The following is a 16,782-nucleotide window of genomic DNA, read 5'->3' as shown; positions in this document are numbered from 1 at the left end:
AGAGGGAGACGAGAGAAGCCCATGGCAGTACGCGGGATGCTCGGCGGCCGGAACAGGCGTGAGTACAAGAACCCCGAGCCGCACCCCTCCGGCGCCACCCCGCCGAAGATCCCCGGTGAGCTCGTGCCCAAGCACGTCGCCGTCGTGATGGACGGGAACGGCCGCTGGGCCAAGGAGCGGGGCCTCCCGCGCACCGAGGGCCACAAGGTCGGCGAGGGCGTCGTCATGGACGTCCTCAAGGGCTGCATCGAGATGGGCGTCAAGAGCCTCTCGCTGTACGCGTTCTCCACGGAGAACTGGAAGCGCTCGCCGGACGAGGTGAAGTTCCTCATGAACTTCAACCGGGACGTCATCCGGCGCCGCCGCGACGAGATGGACGAGCTCGGCATCCGTATCCGCTGGGTCGGCCGCATGCCGAAGCTGTGGAAGTCCGTCGTCCAGGAGCTCCAGGTCGCCCAGGAGCAGACCAAGGACAACGACAAGCTGACGCTGTACTTCTGCGTCAACTACGGCGGCCGGGCCGAGATCGCGGACGCGGCGCAGCGCATCGCGGAGGACGTGGCGGCCGGGAAGCTCGACCCCTCGAAGGTCAACGAGAAGACGTTCGCGAAGTACACCTACTACCCGGACATGCCGGACGTGGACCTCTTCGTGCGCCCCAGCGGCGAGCAGCGCACGTCCAACTACCTGATCTGGCAGAGCGCGTACGCCGAGATGGTCTTCCAGGACGTCCTGTGGCCGGACTTCGACCGCCGCGACCTCTGGAACGCCTGCCTGGAGTTCGCCCGCCGCGACCGGCGCTTCGGCGGCGCCGAGGAGATCACGAAGGGCTGAAACCGCGCGGAGGGGGTGGTCGCGCCGGGCGCGGCCACCCCCTCCCGGGCCGGGCGCACCGGCCCGGGGGTCAGTCCCCGGCGCCCGCGCAGTCCGAGCAGGTCCCGAAGATCTCCACGGTGTGGGCCACGTTCACGTAGCCGTGCTGCGAGGCGATGGTCTCGGCCCACTGCTCCACGGCCGGCCCTTCGACCTCGACGGCCTTGCCGCAGACGCGGCAGACCAGGTGGTGATGGTGGTCACCGGTGGAGCAGCGCCGGTAGACGGCTTCGCCGTCGGTCGTGCGCAGGACGTCGACCTCGCCGGCGTCGGCGAGTGACTGGAGCGTGCGGTAGACCGTGGTCAGTCCGACGGAGTCGCCCCGGTGCTTGAGCACGTCGTGCAGGTCCTGGGCGCTGCGGAACTCGTCGACCTCGTCGAGCGCCGCCGCGACCGCCGCCCGCTGCCGGGTGGACCGGCCGCGTACCGGAGCCGCGTTCGTGCCACTGATCGGCGCCGTCGCCACAGCTGCCTCCTCGTGTCGCCCGTACGTATGTCGGGCCATTGTGCCAGCCCTGCCGGGGGGCACGGTCACACCCGCACGTCGTCCGGGGCCGGGCGGGCCGCCGGTACCTCAAGGGTGCACCGGTCGTCCTCGTCCGTCCGCTCCCTGGAGCGCCTGCGGGCCAGCGGCGTGGCGAGCGCGGTCAGCAGGACGAACGCGGCGATGGCCAGCAGCACGATCGTCGCCCCGGGCGGCACGTCCTGGTAGTACGAGGTCACGGTGCCGGCCAGGGTGACGGCCGTACCGATGACGACAGCCAGGACGAACGTCACCTTGAAGGACTTCGCGATCTGCTGGGCGGCGGCGACGGGCACCACCATCAGTGCGCTGACCAGAAGCAGGCCGACGACCCGCATCGCCACGGTGACGGTGATCGCGGCCGTGACGGCGACCAGCAGGTTGAGCACGCGCACCGGCAGCCCGGTGACCCGGGCGAACTCCTCGTCCTGGCTGACCGCGAACAGCTGCCGCCGCAGCCCCACGGTGACCAGGACGACGAAGGCGGCCAGCGCGACGATCGCGACGACGTCCTCCTCGGAGACCGTCGAGAGGGAGCCGAAGAGGTACGAGGTCAGGTTGGCGTTGGAGCCGGTGTCCGAGAGGTTGATCAGCATCACCCCGCCCGCCATGCCGCCGTAGAAGAGCATGGCCAGGGCGATGTCGCCCCGGGTGCGTCCGTACCAGCGGATCAGTTCCATCACGACGGAACCGGCCACGGCGACGAGCGTCGCCATCCAGACGGGGTTGGTGGAGAGCAGGAAGCCGAGGCCGACACCGGTCATCGCGACGTGGCCGATGCCGTCGCCCATCAGGGCCTGGCGGCGCTGGACCAGGTAGATGCCGATGGCGGGCGCGGTGATGCCGACCAGGACGGCCGCGATCAGGGCCCGCTGCATGAAGGGGGGGTTCAGGAATTCCAGCATGATCAGCTCAGCAGTCCCGTCCGGACGGGCTCGGAGGCCGCGTGGGGGTGTACGTGGTCGTGGCCGGGCAGCGCGTGCTGTCCCATGGCCTCGGGGGGCGGTCCGTCGTGCATGACGCAGCCGTCGCGCAGGACGATCGCCCGGTCGATCAGGGGCTCCAGGGCGCCGAGCTCGTGCAGGACGAGCAGCACCGTCGCCCCGCCCGCGACCTGCTCGCGGAGCGTCGTGGCGAGGATCTCCTGGCTGGCCAGGTCGACGCCGGCCATGGGCTCGTCCATGATCAGCACCTCGGGCTCGGCGACGAGCGCGCGGGCGATCAGCACCCTCTGGTGCTGGCCGCCGGAGAGGGCGCTCACGGAGTCCCCGGCCCGGTCGGAGAGGCCGACGAGCTCGATCGCCCGGTCCACGGCCGCCCGGTCCGCCCTGCCCGGAAGCCTGAACTTCGTACGTGAGAGCCGCCCGGACGCGACGACCTCGCGGATCGTGGCGGGGACGCCCCCGGCCGCCGTGGTGCGCTGCGGTACGTAACCGACGCGGGACCACGTGCGGAAGCGGCGCAGCGGTGTGCCGAACAGTTCGACGGTGCCGCCGGTGAGGGGCACCTGCCCGATGACGGAGCGGACGGCGGTGGACTTGCCGGAGCCGTTGGCCCCGAGCAGGGCCACGACCTCGCCGCGGTGGACGGTGAGGTCGACACCGCGCAGCACCGGGCGCGAGCCGAGCGTCGCCGTGGCTCCGCGCATCCTGATCACGGGTTCTGGCGTACTGGGCTCGGGCACGATCGCCTCCGGTGCTGCTGCGGCTGGTTCGGGTGCTGCGGGGGTCACTTCGCGCCGAGGGCTTTCTGCAGCGCGGTGAGGTTGGACTTCATGACTTCGAGGTAGTCAGCGCCCGCGGACCTGTCGGTGATTCCCTCCAGCGGGTCCAGGACTCCGGTCCTCAGACCGAGGTCCTTCGCCAGGGTCCTGGCGGTCCTGTCGCTGGCGAGCGTCTCGAAGAACACGGTGGTGGCCCCGGTCTCCTCGGCGACGTGGTGGATCTCGTCGATCCGGGCGGGGCTGGGCTCGGCCTCGGGGTCGATGCCGGCGATGCCCTCCTGGGTGAGGCCGTAGCGCTCCGCGAGGTACCCGAAGGCGGAGTGCGTGGTGATGAACGTCTTGGTCGCGGTGGACTTCAGCCCGGTCCGGTACGCCGAGTCCAGCGCGTTCAGCTCGCCGACCAGGGTGTCCGTGTTCTTGCGGTAGTCCGCGGCGTGGTCGGGGTCGGCCTTCTCCAGGGACTTCCCGACGCCTTCGGCGACCTCGGCGTACTTCACGGGGTCGAGCCAGATGTGGGGGTCGAGGCCTGCTTCCTGCTCCTCGTGCTCGTGTTCCCCGCCCTCTTCCTCGCCGTGGTCGTGGCCGACCTCGGAGCCGTGGCTCTCCAGCGTGGTGAGCTTCGCCGCGTCCACGGTGTGCTCGACGCCGGCCTGGGCGACCGCGTCGTCGACGGCGGGCTGGACGCCCTTGAGGAACAGGATGTAGTCGGCGTCGCTCAGACCGCCGATCTGCCGGGGCGAGAGCTCCAGGTCGTGCGGTTCGGCGCCGGGCTTCGTCAGGGTGGTGACGGAGACGTGCGGCCCGCCGATCTCCTCGGCCAGGAACTGCATCGGGTAGAAGGACGCCACCACGTCCAGCTTGCCGTCGCTCCCGCCCTCGGCCGCGTCGGAGGATGAGCATGCGGAGAGCGCGGTGAGGCCGAGGGCGACTGCTCCGGCGACGGCGGCGGTGGGTATGAGGCGGCGTACGTTCATGACAGTCATTTTCAACAAAAGTGGAAACGATTGTCAACAAGGCTGATGAGATGCCCGGATCGCAGCGCCGGGCCCGCTATGTGTCCCACCGATTTGATCCAAGGGGTGCGCCCGCCGGTAATCTGAGGTATTCGCCCGCCCGTCTCCTGATCATCACCCCCACCGAGGCGCCGCGCGCCGTCCCTGTCCCATTTCGCCGTCGTAATGAAGAGAGCACCGTGGCCGCCGACAAGATCGACACCATCGTCAGCCTGAGCAAGCGCCGTGGCTTCGTCTACCCCTCCAGTGAGATCTACGGCGGCCAGCGGGCCGCCTGGGACTACGGGCCGCTGGGCGTCGAGCTGAAGGAGAACCTCAAGCGTCAGTGGTGGCGCTACATGGTCACCGCGCGCGAGGACGTGGTCGGTCTCGACTCGTCGGTCATCCTTGCCCCCGAGGTCTGGTCCGCCTCCGGCCACGTCGCCACCTTCTCCGACCCGCTCACCGAGTGCACCTCCTGTCACAAGCGCTACCGCGCCGACCACCTGGAGGAGGCGTACGAGGAGAAGCACGGCAAGCCGCCCGTGAACGGCCTGGCCGACCTCAACTGCCCCAACTGCGGGAACAAGGGCACCTTCACCGAGCCCAAGGCGTTCTCGGGACTCCTCTCCACCCACCTCGGCCCCACCCAGGACACCGGCTCGGTCGCCTACCTGCGCCCCGAGACCGCCCAGGGCATCTTCACCAACTTCGGCCAGGTGCAGCAGACCTCGCGCAAGAAGCCGCCGTTCGGCATCGCGCAGATGGGCAAGTCCTTCCGGAACGAGATCACTCCGGGCAACTTCATCTTCCGCACGCGCGAGTTCGAGCAGATGGAGATGGAGTTCTTCGTCAAGCCGGGCGAGGACGAGCAGTGGCAGGAGTACTGGATGGAGCAGCGCTGGAACTGGTACACCGGTCTCGGCCTGCGCGAGGAGAACATGCGGTGGTTCGAGCACCCGCAGGAGAAGCTCTCCCACTACTCCAAGCGCACCGCTGACATCGAGTACCGCTTCCGCTTCGGCGGCAGCGAGTGGGGCGAGCTCGAGGGCGTCGCGAACCGCACCGACTACGACCTCAAGGCGCACTCCAAGGCCTCCGGCACGGACCTCTTCTACTTCGACCAGGAGAAGGGCGAGCGCTACACGCCGTACGTCATCGAGCCCGCGGCCGGTGTCGGCCGTTCGATGCTGGCGTTCCTCCTCGACGCGTACAACGAGGACGAGGCGCCCAACGCCAAGGGCGTCATGGAGAAGCGCGCCGTGATGCGTCTCGACCCGCGCCTCGCGCCGGTCAAGGTCGCGGTCCTGCCGCTGTCCCGCAACCCGCAGCTGTCGCCGAAGGCCAAGGGCCTCGCCACCGACCTGCGGCAGAACTGGAACATCGAGTTCGACGACGCGGGCGCCATCGGCCGCCGCTACCGCCGCCAGGACGAGATCGGTACGCCGTTCTGCGTCACCGTCGACTTCGACACCCTGGACGACAACGCGGTGACCGTGCGCGAGCGCGACACGATGAAGCAGGAGCGCGTCTCCCTGGACCAGATCCAGAGCTACCTCGGCTCCCGCCTGCTGGGCTGCTGACCGCGACCCGTCTGCATAACGAAGGTCCCACGAAGCCCCCGGTTCCGGCGCACGGAGCCGGGGGCGTCGTGCACACTGGGCCCACTCGTCCACAGGGGAGGCCCGGATGCCGTCCATGACCACGAGCAAGGTCAGCAGATGGGACCAGCACGGCCGTGAACACGTCGTCCACGTACGGAAGTCGGGGATGCAGCGGCAGCTGACCTGCGACACCTGCGGGTGGCGCAAGGGGGCGCAGTTCCTGCCCTGGCTCAAGGCGGAGGAGCACCTGACCGAGGCCCACCAGGCCACGGTCGACCCGACGGCCTGAGCCCGGACCGGTGCGCGGCCCGGAAAACCGGATGAGTCGTCCGGCCGGTCGGGGTACCTTCTCTGCCATGTATTCGTTCTTCCAGATCTACGAGTGAGCGCGCGACGGGCCCGACCGCCCGTCGCCCATCGGATCGATACACGACACGTCATCCTCACTTCCTCACCGCGAATGGGAGAACCCCGTGGCCAAGAGCCGCAACAACCTCCTCGGCGTGGGCGGACAGCGCAAGAAGCTGTCCCGCGCCGAACAGCAGGGCGCGAACCCCGCGCGCAACGACGACCGCAAGGCCGCCGAGGACAAGAAGCAGGAGCTGGTGCGCAAGATGCGTGAGCGCGCCGCCACCGCCCAGGCCGCGCCCGCGCAGGACGCCCCGGCCGACAGCTGACGTCCTCGCACCACCCGTACGGACAGGGGCCCGGATCACCTCGGTGATCCGGGCCCTCATCCGTCCCCCCGTCACCTCACCGTGCGCGGCAGCCGGAGGCTCAGCAGGACCGTCAGGACGACGGCCGCCAGCTGCACCAGCAGCGTCACGATCAGCGCGTCCCGCATCCCCGCACCCGGAGTCAGCGACAGGAACAGAGTCCCGATCGTGGCCACCCCGAGCGCCAGGGCGGACTGCTGGGTCGTCGTCATCACGCCGCTGCCCACCCCGGCCCGCTCGGCGGGTACGTCGGACAGCACGATGCGGATGAGGACGGGCAGTTGCAGACCCTGCCCCAGACCCGCGACGGCGACCCCGGGCAGCAGCCCCAGCATCCCGAGGTCCGGCCAGCCGCGCCACACGGTCAGCGCCAGGACCGTGACGCCGACGCCCTGGATCAGGCCGCCCGCCGTCACGACCCGGCTGCCGAAGCGCCGTACCAGCCGTGGACCGGCCAGCGAGGCCGCGAAGAAGGCCGCGGCCATCGGTGCCAGCGACAGCCCCGCCGCGGCCGGGCCCATCGCCAGTCCCTGCTGGAGGGCGACGGCGATCACGAACATGAAACCGCCGAAGCCGACCGAGAACGGCACCACCAGTGCGAGTCCGCGCCGCAGCGACTCCAGCCGCAGCAGGCTCGGCGGCACCAGCGGTGTCCGCCCCCGCGCGTCGGCCCGCCGCTCCACGCGGTAGAAGGCCGCCGCGGCGAACGGGAACAGGCCCAGGGACACCCACGTCCACAGGGGCCACCCCGCGGCGCGTCCCTCGGTGAGCGGTGCCAGCAGCGTCACCAGGGAGAGGGCCAGCAGCAGCGTGCCCGGCACGTCCACGGGGGCGGGCCGGTCCGAGCGGCTCTCCGGGATTGTGCGGGCGGCCAGGAACAGGCCCACCACCGCCACCGGGACGTTCACGAGGAACACCGACCGCCAGCCCGCGCTCTCGCCGAACACCGAGGACAGCGGGGCCGCGGCGACCAGGACGCCGCCGAGGATCTGGCCGGCGACCATGGAGAGCCCGGCCGTCGCCCCGTACAGGCTCATGGCCCGTGCCCTGCGGTGCCCGGAGGTGGCCGACTGGATGGTGGCGAGCACCTGCGGCAGCATCAGCGCGGCTGCGGCGCCCTGCGCCACCCTCGCCCCCACGAGGGTCCAGGCGTCCGGGGCCAGTCCGCAGGCGAGCGAGGTGAGGCCGAACGCGGCCATCCCTACGAGGAAGAGCCTGCGCCGGCCGGCCATGTCGCCGAGGCGGCCGCCGAGCACGAGCAGCACGGCGTACGCGAGGCCGTAGCCCGCGACGACCAGTTCGAGCAGGGCGGGGCCCGCGGCCAGGTCGTGGTCGATGGTGGGCAGGGCGACGTTGACGATGAAGAAGTCGATGAGGGGCAGCGCCGCGCCGAGCAGCACCGTGAACAGCCCGAGCGCGCCGAGTACCGGTACGGGGTGGTCGTGCCGCTTCACCGGGGTGCCGGCGGCGGATGCGTTCGTCAGTACAGAGGATTCACTCACGACACCGACGATGGACCGCCGGCCAGCCTGGTACCAGAGTCTCTTCATCCTGGTACCGGCAGCACCTGGAAATACGTCCGGGCATTCGGCACCCTGGGAGCATGACGACCGTGGTGACAGAGGTATCCGAGGCGGACGTCCGGCGGCACGAGCTCGCCGGCTTCCTCCGCAGCCGTCGTGAGCGGATCACCCCCGAGCAGGTCGGCCTGGTCCGCGGCCGCCGCAGGCGGACCCCCGGCCTGCGGCGCGAGGAGGTCGCCCAGCTCTCGGCCGTCGGCGTCACCTGGTACACGTGGCTTGAGCAGGCGCGTGACATCCAGGTCTCGCCACAGGTCCTCGACTCGCTGGCCCGCGCCCTGCTGCTCGACCGCAGCGAGCGCACCCACCTGTTCTCCCTTGCCGGTTCCGTCGACCCGGCGCCGGGTTCGGACTGCACCGGCATCGACCCGGCCTACCGGGAGATGCTCACACGCCTGGAGCCCTTCCCGGCCTGTATCCAGAACAGCCGGTACGACATCCTCGCCTACAACCGCACCTACGCCCGGCTCCTGTGCGACCTGGACGCCGTGGCCCCCGAGGACCGCAACTGCATGCTGCTGGCGTACCTCAACGAGGACTGGCGTGCCTCCGTCGCCGACCTGCCCGGCGCCAACCGGGTCATGGCCGCCAAATTCCGGGCGTCGATGGCGGAACACCTGGCCGAGCCCGCCTGGAAGTCCCTCCTGGGGCGGCTGGAGGCGGCCTCGCCCGAATTCCGCGAGATCTGGGCCCGGCACGAGGTCGTCGGCCCCGCGAACCGCACCAAGATCTTCCGCAACGCCCGGGTGGGCATGCTCAGCCTCGAACACACCGATCTGTGGCTGGGCCCCTCGGCGGGTCCGCGCCTGGTGACGTACGTCCCCTCCGACGAGGAGTCCCGGCAGGGGCTGGAGCGGCTCATGGCCTCCGTCCTCGCCTGAGGGCGGTCCCGGGGTCCCGTGGTCCCGGGCGGTCCCGGCGGGGTCCCGTGGTCCAGAGGGTCCCGGCACCGCCCGTGGTCCCGGGGGGTCCCGGGTGGTGGTCCGGGCCGATCCGGTCGGAGGACCACGGTCCCGGACGGGCGGCATCCGCACCGCTGCCCGCGTACGGGACAATGGGTGCCATGACCACGCTCGCCCCCTCCCTCCCGCTGCTCCGGATCGGCCCGCACACCGTGCAGCCGCCGGTCGTGCTCGCTCCCATGGCCGGCATCACCAACGCGCCCTTCCGCACCCTGTGCCGTGAGTTCTCCGGCGGCAAGGGCCTGTTCGTCAGCGAGATGATCACCACGCGGGCGCTGGTCGAGCGCAACGAGAAGACCATGCAGCTCATCCACTTCGACGCGAGCGAGACCCCGCGCTCCATCCAGCTCTACGGGGTGGACCCGGTCACCGTCGGCAAGGCGGTCCGCATGATCGTCGACGAGGACCTCGCCGACCACATCGACCTGAACTTCGGCTGCCCGGTCCCCAAGGTCACCCGCAAGGGCGGCGGCTCCGCGCTCCCGTACAAGCGGCCCCTGCTCCGCGCGATCCTCCGTGAGGCGGTCGCGCAGGCGGGCGACCTCCCGGTCACCATCAAGATGCGCAAGGGCATCGACGACGACCACACCACCTACCTCGACGCCGGCCGGATCGCCGTCGAGGAGGGCGTCACGGCCGTCGCGCTGCACGGCAGGACCACCGCCCAGCACTACGGCGGCACGGCCGACTGGGACGCCATCGCACGCCTCAAGGAGCACGTCCCCGAGATCCCCGTCCTCGGCAACGGCGACATCTGGAGCGCCGACGACGCCCTGCGGATGATGCGTGAGACGGGCTGTGACGGCGTCGTCGTCGGCCGCGGCTGCCTGGGCCGCCCCTGGCTCTTCGGGGACCTGGTGAGCGCGTTCGAAGGCACGGGGACACGGCAGGCGCCCGCCCTGCGGCAGGTCGCGGACGTGATGCTGCGCCACGCGACGCTGCTGGGGGAGTGGATCGGCGACGAGAGCCGGGGCGTGATCGACTTCCGCAAGCACGTGGCGTGGTACCTCAAGGGCTTCGCGGTCGGCTCGGACATGCGCAGGAGGCTCGCGGTCACCTCGTCGCTGGAGGAGCTGGGCGGACAGCTCCAGGAGCTCGACCTGGACCAGCCCTGGCCGGACGGCGCGGACGGCCCGCGCGGGCGTACCTCCGGGAACAACAGGGTCGCGCTGCCGGACGGCTGGCTCAAGGACCCGTACGACTGCGCGGGCGTGAGCGCCGACGCGGAGCTGGACACCTCGGGCGGCTGAGCGACCTCGCTGTACCGGGGCACCGGGTGCCCCACGAAGAGCCCGCTCGGATGAGCGGGCTTTTTCTTCGGGATCCGGCTCGATCGGTCGCGATTGCCGGGCGGGCGTGTGGGGCCGCTCTCCTTCCGGGAGGCCCTGATCACCATCCGTAGCGTGGATGTAGCTCAGAGGTGAGCAACTGCCGGCGCGCAGGGGTCCGGATGGTGACATCTGAGCGCGAGGTGAGGCGTGATTCTCGCCACCCCTGAGGGGTTCATTGCTCAGATGAGCGCAGCATCGGATGCTGTACTTCTCAAATGGCGGCACTGGGTGCCAGCTGGGTTTACTTTGATCGATCAAAGCATTCGCTACTGTGTGTGCATGAAATCGACAACCGGTCGCACTCTTCGTCATATTGACTTCAAGAAGTGAACGACTCCCCCCGTTGGGTGGCGCCGGCGCGTTACTTTCGATCTGCTGGCGGACGGGTGGTTGAGACCTCGTGACGCGCAAGTGGCCGTACCCAGACACCTTCGATCTGGGTATGTTCCTCGCCGTCAGGGCAGCCACCGCGTCCTCGAGGAGTCGAGACCCGTGTCGGAAAACAAAGATCCCCAGAAGTTCGTCTACGACTTCACCGAGGGCAACAAGGATCTGAAAGATCTTCTGGGCGGCAAGGGTGCCAACCTCGCCGAGATGACCAACCTCGGGCTGCCCGTCCCTCCGGGCTTCACCATCACCACCGAGGCCTGCAAGGTCTACCTCGACAGCGGTGACTCGCCGGCCGAGCTGCGCGACGAGGTCAGCGCGCACCTCACGGCGCTCGAACAGCGCATGGGCAAGAACCTCGGCCAGGCGGACGACCCGCTGCTGGTCTCCGTCCGCTCCGGTGCCAAGTTCTCGATGCCCGGGATGATGGACACGGTCCTCAACATCGGTCTCTCCGACGCCTCGGTCGTCGGCCTCGCCGCGCAGGCCGGTGACGAGCGCTTCGCCTGGGACTCCTACCGCCGCCTCATCCAGATGTTCGGCAAGACGGTGCTCGGGGTCGACGGCGACCTCTTCGAGGAGGCCCTGGAGGCCGCGAAGGAGGCCAAGGGCGTCACGGTCGACGTCGACCTCGACGCGGCCGACCTGAAGAAGCTGGTCGAGGAGTTCAAGAAGATCGTCACCCGGGACGCCGGGCGGGACTTCCCGCAGGACCCGCGCCAGCAGATGGACCTGGCCATAAACGCGGTCTTCGACTCGTGGAACACCGACCGGGCCAAGCTCTACCGCCGCCAGGAGCGCATCCCCGGCGACCTCGGCACGGCCGTCAACATCTGTTCGATGGTCTTCGGCAACCTCGGCCCGGACTCCGGCACGGGCGTCGCGTTCACCCGTGACCCGGCCAGCGGCCACCAGGGCGTCTACGGCGACTACCTCCAGAACGCGCAGGGCGAGGACGTCGTCGCGGGCATCCGCAACACCGTGCCGCTCGCCGAGCTGGAGTCGATCGACAAGACGTCGTACGACCAGCTGATGAAGATCATGGAGACGCTGGAGACCCACTACAAGGATCTCTGCGACATCGAGTTCACCATCGAGCGCGGTCAGCTCTGGATGCTCCAGACCCGGGTCGGCAAGCGCACCGCCGGTGCCGCCTTCCGCATCGCCACCCAGCTCGTCGACCAGGGGCTCATCGACGAGGCCGAGGCGCTCCAGCGGGTCAACGGCGCCCAGCTCGCGCAGCTGATGTTCCCGCGCTTCGACCACGGCGCCGCCAGTGTGCTGCTGGGCCGGGGTATCGCCGCATCCCCGGGCGCGGCCGTGGGCAAGGCCGTCTTCGACTCCTACACCGCCGTCAAGTGGTCGCGGTCGGGCGAGAAGGTCATCCTCATCCGCCGGGAGACCAACCCCGACGACCTCGACGGCATGATCGCCGCCGAGGGCATCCTGACCTCGCGCGGCGGCAAGACCTCGCACGCCGCCGTCGTCGCACGCGGCATGGGCAAGACCTGCGTCTGCGGTGCCGAGGAGATCGAGGTCGACACCAAGCGCCGCCGGCTCACGGTCGGGGACACCGTCGTGGAGGAGGGCGACCTCGTCTCCGTCGACGGCTCCACGGGCAAGGTGTACCTCGGTGAGGTGCCCGTCGTCCCCTCCCCGGTCGTCGAGTACTTCGAGGGCCGCATGCACGCGGGCGCCGACGACGCCGACGAGCTCGTCGCCGCCGTGCACCGGATCATGGCCTACGCCGACCGCGTACGCCGCCTGCGGGTACGGGCGAACGCGGACAACGCCGAGGACGCCTCCAGGGCCCGTCGCTTCGGTGCCCAGGGCATCGGCCTGTGCCGCACCGAGCACATGTTCCTCGGTGAGCGCCGCGAGATGGTCGAGAAGCTGATCCTCGCGGACACCGACGACGAGCGTGAGGCGGCGCTGGAGGCGCTCCTGCCGCTCCAGAAGGCCGACTTCATCGAGCTGCTCGAGTCGATGGACGGCCTGCCCGTCACCGTCCGGCTGCTCGACCCGCCGCTGCACGAGTTCCTGCCCGACATCACCGAGCTCTCCGTGCGGGTGGCGCTCGCCGAGTCCCGCAAGGACGCCAACGAGAACGACCTGCGCCTGCTGCAGGCCGTGCACAAGCTCCACGAGCAGAACCCGATGCTGGGGCTGCGCGGGGTCCGGCTCGGCCTGGTCATCCCCGGTCTGTTCGCCATGCAGGTCCGCGCGATCGCGGAGGCCGCGGCGCAGCGCAAGAACGCCAAGGGCGACCCGCGCGCCGAGATCATGATCCCGCTCGTCGGCACGGTCCAGGAGCTGGAGATCGTCCGCGAGGAGGCCGACCGCGTGATCGCGGAGGTCGAGGAGGCCACCGGCACCGAGCTGAAGCTCTCCATCGGCACGATGATCGAGCTGCCCCGTGCCGCGCTGACCGCCGGTCAGATCGCCGAGGCGGCACAGTTCTTCTCCTTCGGCACGAACGACCTCACGCAGACGGTGTGGGGCTTCTCCCGCGACGACGTGGAGGCCTCGTTCTTCACCGCGTACCTGGAGAAGGGCATCTTCGGGGTGTCGCCGTTCGAGACGATCGACAAGGACGGCGTGGGCGCCCTCGTGCGCAGCGCCGTGGAGGCGGGCCGGGCCACCCGTCCGGACCTCAAGCTCGGTATCTGCGGCGAGCACGGCGGCGACCCCGAGTCGGTGCACTTCTTCCACGAGGTGGGCCTGGACTACGTCTCCTGCTCGCCGTTCCGCATTCCGGTCGCCCGGCTGGAAGCGGGCCGGGCGGCAGCCGAATCGCGGGGCAGCGACAGCCGCTGAGACCCGGCCCTCACGACTCCGGACACCGCCGGCGGATCACAGGGACCCTCACCGGTCCGACGGCGGAGCCGGATTACCAGGAAGCGGCGGCACCCTGTGCGGGGGTGCCGCCGCTTCGTCATTTGAACGGCGAACCATACGAGTGGTTGGCTTTTCACCATTCGGTGCGCAAAGCCGGGACGTGCCGCCGGGGTGCGGTCCGGGGATCCCCACCCCCGGACCGCACCCGCTTACCCCTGCCGGGTACGGAGCCGCACCGTCGTTCACCGCCGCCGAACGCGCAAGGCCCCCCACGGCCCTCACCCGCTCTTTCGGTGACGCCGGATGCGTACCCGACGTCGTACAGCCTTTCGGGTGGCGTGGATTCGGGCGAGACATTTCAACTGTGGCCGAAACCCCGTGGTGACCTCCTGTGACGCCGTGCATACGCTACGGCGGGGGCAATTGCGGGTGCAACAGGTGGGGGTTCGGTGCTGCGTATCCATGTGTCCGGAGTGGACCTTTCGCGCGTGCGGATGGCCACGAGGCCGGACGCGATGTGGGAGACCGTTCTCAGTTTTCACCGACTGAGGGACCGGCGGGGTTCCACGGTCTTCGGGAAATGGCGGAAGGAATCCCGCAACCGGTTGAATGGTGAAACGCGTCTGCTGTCCGCGGTCGTTCCGCCCCGGGGCTATTTCCCCGACTTCCTGACGCCTTCCGGGGGAGCCGCCGAGCCATTCGGGCTCGAAGCCGGAATGGAGGCGCTGCGCGACACCCCCGCGGACCGCATCCGCGGGGAGATCGGGCTGCTGTCCGGTGACGGTGCCTCCGCGCGGCGGCCGTCCGGCGGTCATGCGCCCGGCGCGCTGCCGGAGGCTCTCGCCGAGGGGCGCACCGAGCCGCTGGGACGCCTCATCTCCGCCCTGCGCGCCTATCACCGGGCCGCGGTCGAGCCGTACTGGTCGCACATCAGGGCGAGCGTCGAGGCCGACCGGGCCGTCCGGGGCCGCGCCCTGCTCGACGGCGGGGCCGACGAGCTGCTGGCCACCCTCCCGCCGATGATCCGCTGGCGTGCCCCCGTGCTGGAGGCCGACTACCCCGTCGACCGGGACCTCCGCCTCGACGGGCGGGGCCTGCTCCTCCAGCCGTCGTTCTTCTGCCGGGGCACTCCCGTCGTCTACCGCGACCCACGTCTGCCACCGGTCCTCGTCTATCCGGTCACCCACCCCGGAGCGCCGGCCTTCGCGGAGCCCGGGCCCTGGCTCGGGCGTCTCGTGGGCCACACCCGCTCCGCGGTCCTGAGGTCCATAGACAACGGCTGCACGACGAGCGAACTGGCCCGCAGGACCGGGGTGTCCCTCGCGTCGGCGAGCCAGCACGCCTGCGTGCTGCGCGAGGCCGGCCTGGTGCGGACCCTGCGACACGGCAGCTCGGTCCTGCACACTCTGACTCCGCTGGGGGCCGCCCTGCTCCGGGGCGGTGCCCCGCTGCCGGTGCCCTGACGGCCGGGCCGGCGGCGTGGCGCAGCCGTCCGGCCGGGAAGCGATGAGTTTCCGCGGAGGCGGCCGTCTACCTCTTGTGAGCGCTCGTACGGAGTGCGCGGGAGCACCTCAGGGTGCCGGACGGAAGAGTGGGACCACCATGCCTCAGCCTCAGATGATCTTCGTGAACCTGCCGGTCAAGGACCTGGAGACGACGAAGAACTTCTTCGGGAAGCTCGGCTTCGGTTTCAACCCGCAGTTCAGCGACGAGACGACCGCCTGTCTCGTCATCAGCGACACCATCTTCGCCATGCTCATCAGTGAGCCCCGCTTCAAGGAGTTCACCAAGAAGGAGATCGCCGACTCCTCCAGAACGACCGAGGTCCTCGTCGCCCTGAGCGCGGAGAGCCGCGAGAAGGTCGACGAGCTTGCCGACGCCGCGCTCGCCAACGGCGGGTCGCCCGCCAACGACCCCATGGACGAGGGCTTCATGTACGGCCGGTCCTTCCAGGACCCCGACCACCACATCTGGGAGGTCGTCTGGATGGACCCGTCCGCCGTCGAGGGACAGGGCTGACACGGGGGAGGCAGCGGCCGCGGCTCCGCGCCCGCTGCCTCCCCCTCCGGGTGTCAGGAGCGGAAGGGCCCCGTCACCTCGTAGGTGATGCCGCCCGACGAACTGCCGCTCGTGCCGCGCTGCGAGGAGAAGTACAGCCGCCGTCCGTCCGGGGAGAAGGCCGGGCCGGTGATCTCCGACCCGGACTGGCCGCTGACCCTCAGGAACGGGGCGACGGTGTCGTCCGGGGTGATCAGGCAGATCTCCAGGTTCCCGCCGTCCTCGGCGACGTACAGGTCACCGGAGGCGGCGCGGGTGACGTTGTCCACCCCGGTCAGCGGGGCGGTGCCGCCCGTGACGAGCGAGTCGTCGTAGGCGAGCGAGAGGGACGAGGCGTTCGCGTCGTACGCCCACACCCGGTTGTCGCCCTTGGTCGTGAACCAGCAGGTGCCCGCCGCGTAGAAGCAGCCCTCGCCGCCGTTGAAGACCTTCGCGCCGGAGACCTGGTAGCGGGTCTGGGTGGGGGAGCCGTCCGGGTCGGGGACCGTCGTCCAGGTGACCGGGCCCGAGGTGCCGGTTCCCGCGACCAGTACCTGGAGCGTGCCGGACGACAGGTTCCCCCAGGTGGTGGGACGGAAGCGGTAGAAGCGCCCGTCCGTCTCGTCCTCGGTGAGGTAGACGTAGCCGTGGTCGGGGTCCGCTGCTGCCGCCTCGTGCTTGAACCGGCCCATCGCGGGACGCTGCACGGCGGCGTTCACCCCCCACGGGTCGGTCTCGTACACGAAGCCGCGGGTGACCTCCTCGCAGGAGAGCCAGGTGTTCCACGGCGTCCTGCCGCCCGCGCAGTTGGTGTTCGTGCCGGACAGGATGCGGTACGCCGAGGTGACGGTCCCCGAGGCGTTGAAGCGCACCGCGCTCGCCCCGCCGCCGCTGCCCGAGGAGACCTCGGCGTTGGAGACGTAGATCCAGCCGCTGCCGTCGGTGAAGGTGGCGCCGCCGTCGGGCGCGCTGTGCCAGGTGTACGAGGTGCCGGGGACGGTCTGCCCCGAGCGGGCGATGATCCTGCTGGTGAAGCCGCTCGGCAGCAGGATGCCGTTGCTGTTGGCCGCCTGAAGTGCCCCGTAGGGGCCGGTGGCCGGCTGGGCCGGATCCGCGAAGGCGGCACCCCGCCAGAGGGTGCCGCCGAAGGCCGCCGCCGATGAGCCGACGACCGCTGTGCGCAAGAAGGTCCGACGTTCCACGATCACTCCACGGG

Annotated in this window: 15 protein-coding genes; 9 read left to right on the top strand and 6 right to left on the bottom strand. The window is 70.3% G+C overall.

Annotated elements, in window-relative coordinates; all coding sequences use genetic code 11:
- Positions 1–21 precede the first annotated feature (21 nt).
- Positions 22–834, top strand: coding sequence for an isoprenyl transferase (locus ACFUNE_RS00740; protein ID WP_383560714.1), 813 nt, complete (start codon positions 22–24; stop codon positions 832–834).
- Between the two features lie 70 nt (positions 835–904).
- On the opposite strand, the gene ACFUNE_RS00735 is transcribed toward ACFUNE_RS00740, so the two are convergent.
- The 4 genes from ACFUNE_RS00735 to ACFUNE_RS00720 form a co-directional block, all read right to left on the bottom strand.
- Positions 905–1,339 carry a Fur family transcriptional regulator gene (locus ACFUNE_RS00735; RefSeq protein WP_383560711.1) on the bottom strand — a complete coding sequence of 145 codons (435 nt, stop codon included), beginning with the start codon at positions 1,337–1,339 and terminating at the stop codon, positions 905–907.
- A 65-nt stretch (positions 1,340–1,404) separates the two neighbouring features.
- Positions 1,405–2,304: a metal ABC transporter permease gene (locus tag ACFUNE_RS00730; protein WP_383561659.1), complete on the bottom strand. Its 900-nt coding sequence runs from the start codon at positions 2,302–2,304 to the stop codon at positions 1,405–1,407.
- Positions 2,304–3,080, bottom strand: a complete 777-nt coding sequence (locus tag ACFUNE_RS00725; RefSeq protein ID WP_383560708.1) for a metal ABC transporter ATP-binding protein — start codon at positions 3,078–3,080, stop codon at positions 2,304–2,306. Before ACFUNE_RS00725 ends, ACFUNE_RS00730 begins: the two co-directional genes overlap by 1 nt.
- Before the next feature lie 44 nt (positions 3,081–3,124).
- Complete coding sequence (locus tag ACFUNE_RS00720; RefSeq protein WP_383560706.1) at positions 3,125–4,093, bottom strand: metal ABC transporter substrate-binding protein; 969 nt, start codon at positions 4,091–4,093, stop codon at positions 3,125–3,127.
- 218 nt (positions 4,094–4,311) lie between these two features.
- Between ACFUNE_RS00720 and ACFUNE_RS00715 the strand changes: the two genes are divergently transcribed.
- The 3 genes from ACFUNE_RS00715 to ACFUNE_RS00705 all read left to right on the top strand — a co-directional run bounded on the left by ACFUNE_RS00715 (position 4,312) and on the right by ACFUNE_RS00705 (position 6,392).
- Positions 4,312–5,694 carry a glycine--tRNA ligase gene (locus ACFUNE_RS00715; protein WP_383560703.1) on the top strand — a complete coding sequence of 461 codons (1,383 nt, stop codon included), beginning with the start codon at positions 4,312–4,314 and terminating at the stop codon, positions 5,692–5,694.
- Positions 5,695–5,800: 106 nt separating this feature from the next.
- Positions 5,801–6,004 (top strand): hypothetical protein, encoded by a 204-nt coding sequence (locus tag ACFUNE_RS00710; RefSeq protein ID WP_073747065.1) that lies wholly within the window; start codon positions 5,801–5,803, stop codon positions 6,002–6,004.
- A gap of 184 nt (positions 6,005–6,188) precedes the next feature.
- A complete protein-coding gene (locus ACFUNE_RS00705; protein WP_383560701.1) occupies positions 6,189–6,392 on the top strand; it encodes a DUF6243 family protein in 204 nt (67 codons plus the stop codon).
- Between the two features lie 71 nt (positions 6,393–6,463).
- Here the strand turns inward: ACFUNE_RS00705 and ACFUNE_RS00700 are convergent, their stop codons facing one another.
- The gene (locus ACFUNE_RS00700; protein ID WP_383560698.1) at positions 6,464–7,933 is read right to left on the bottom strand and encodes an MFS transporter; all 1,470 of its coding nucleotides are present in this window, start codon (positions 7,931–7,933) and stop codon (positions 6,464–6,466) included.
- A gap of 101 nt (positions 7,934–8,034) precedes the next feature.
- Between ACFUNE_RS00700 and ACFUNE_RS00695 the strand changes: the two genes are divergently transcribed.
- From ACFUNE_RS00695 to ACFUNE_RS00675, 5 genes are all read left to right on the top strand, one after another.
- The gene (locus ACFUNE_RS00695) at positions 8,035–8,892 is read left to right on the top strand and encodes a helix-turn-helix transcriptional regulator (protein ID WP_383560696.1); all 858 of its coding nucleotides are present in this window, start codon (positions 8,035–8,037) and stop codon (positions 8,890–8,892) included.
- A 182-nt stretch (positions 8,893–9,074) separates the two neighbouring features.
- The gene (dusB, locus tag ACFUNE_RS00690; RefSeq protein ID WP_383560693.1) at positions 9,075–10,223 is read left to right on the top strand and encodes a tRNA dihydrouridine synthase DusB; all 1,149 of its coding nucleotides are present in this window, start codon (positions 9,075–9,077) and stop codon (positions 10,221–10,223) included.
- Between the two features lie 573 nt (positions 10,224–10,796).
- Positions 10,797–13,508 carry a pyruvate, phosphate dikinase gene (ppdK, locus tag ACFUNE_RS00685; RefSeq protein WP_383560691.1) on the top strand — a complete coding sequence of 904 codons (2,712 nt, stop codon included), beginning with the start codon at positions 10,797–10,799 and terminating at the stop codon, positions 13,506–13,508.
- A gap of 470 nt (positions 13,509–13,978) precedes the next feature.
- Complete coding sequence (locus ACFUNE_RS00680; protein ID WP_383560688.1) at positions 13,979–14,992, top strand: ArsR/SmtB family transcription factor; 1,014 nt, start codon at positions 13,979–13,981, stop codon at positions 14,990–14,992.
- A 139-nt stretch (positions 14,993–15,131) separates the two neighbouring features.
- The gene (locus ACFUNE_RS00675) at positions 15,132–15,548 is read left to right on the top strand and encodes a VOC family protein (protein ID WP_383560686.1); all 417 of its coding nucleotides are present in this window, start codon (positions 15,132–15,134) and stop codon (positions 15,546–15,548) included.
- Between the two features lie 53 nt (positions 15,549–15,601).
- Here the strand turns inward: ACFUNE_RS00675 and ACFUNE_RS00670 are convergent, their stop codons facing one another.
- Complete coding sequence (locus ACFUNE_RS00670) at positions 15,602–16,768, bottom strand: alkaline phosphatase PhoX (RefSeq protein WP_383560684.1); 1,167 nt, start codon at positions 16,766–16,768, stop codon at positions 15,602–15,604.
- Positions 16,769–16,782 lie beyond the last annotated feature (14 nt).

It is taken from the genome of Streptomyces sp. NPDC057287 (assembly GCF_042667905.1).
Taxonomy (GTDB): Bacteria; Actinomycetota; Actinomycetes; order Streptomycetales; family Streptomycetaceae; genus Streptomyces.
Note: the sequence above shows the minus strand (reverse complement) of the source record. Positions and strands in the feature narration are given on the sequence as shown.

Coding starts and splice junctions, on each gene's coding strand:
- ACFUNE_RS00740 (WP_383560714.1), top strand. CDS start 22: ATGGCAGTACGCGGGATGCTCGGCGGCCGGAACAGGCGTGAGTACAAG.
- ACFUNE_RS00720 (WP_383560706.1), bottom strand. CDS start 4,093: ATGAACGTACGCCGCCTCATACCCACCGCCGCCGTCGCCGGAGCAGTC.
- ACFUNE_RS00710 (WP_073747065.1), top strand. CDS start 5,801: ATGCCGTCCATGACCACGAGCAAGGTCAGCAGATGGGACCAGCACGGC.
- ACFUNE_RS00695 (WP_383560696.1), top strand. CDS start 8,035: ATGACGACCGTGGTGACAGAGGTATCCGAGGCGGACGTCCGGCGGCAC.
- dusB (WP_383560693.1), top strand. CDS start 9,075: ATGACCACGCTCGCCCCCTCCCTCCCGCTGCTCCGGATCGGCCCGCAC.
- ACFUNE_RS00675 (WP_383560686.1), top strand. CDS start 15,132: ATGCCTCAGCCTCAGATGATCTTCGTGAACCTGCCGGTCAAGGACCTG.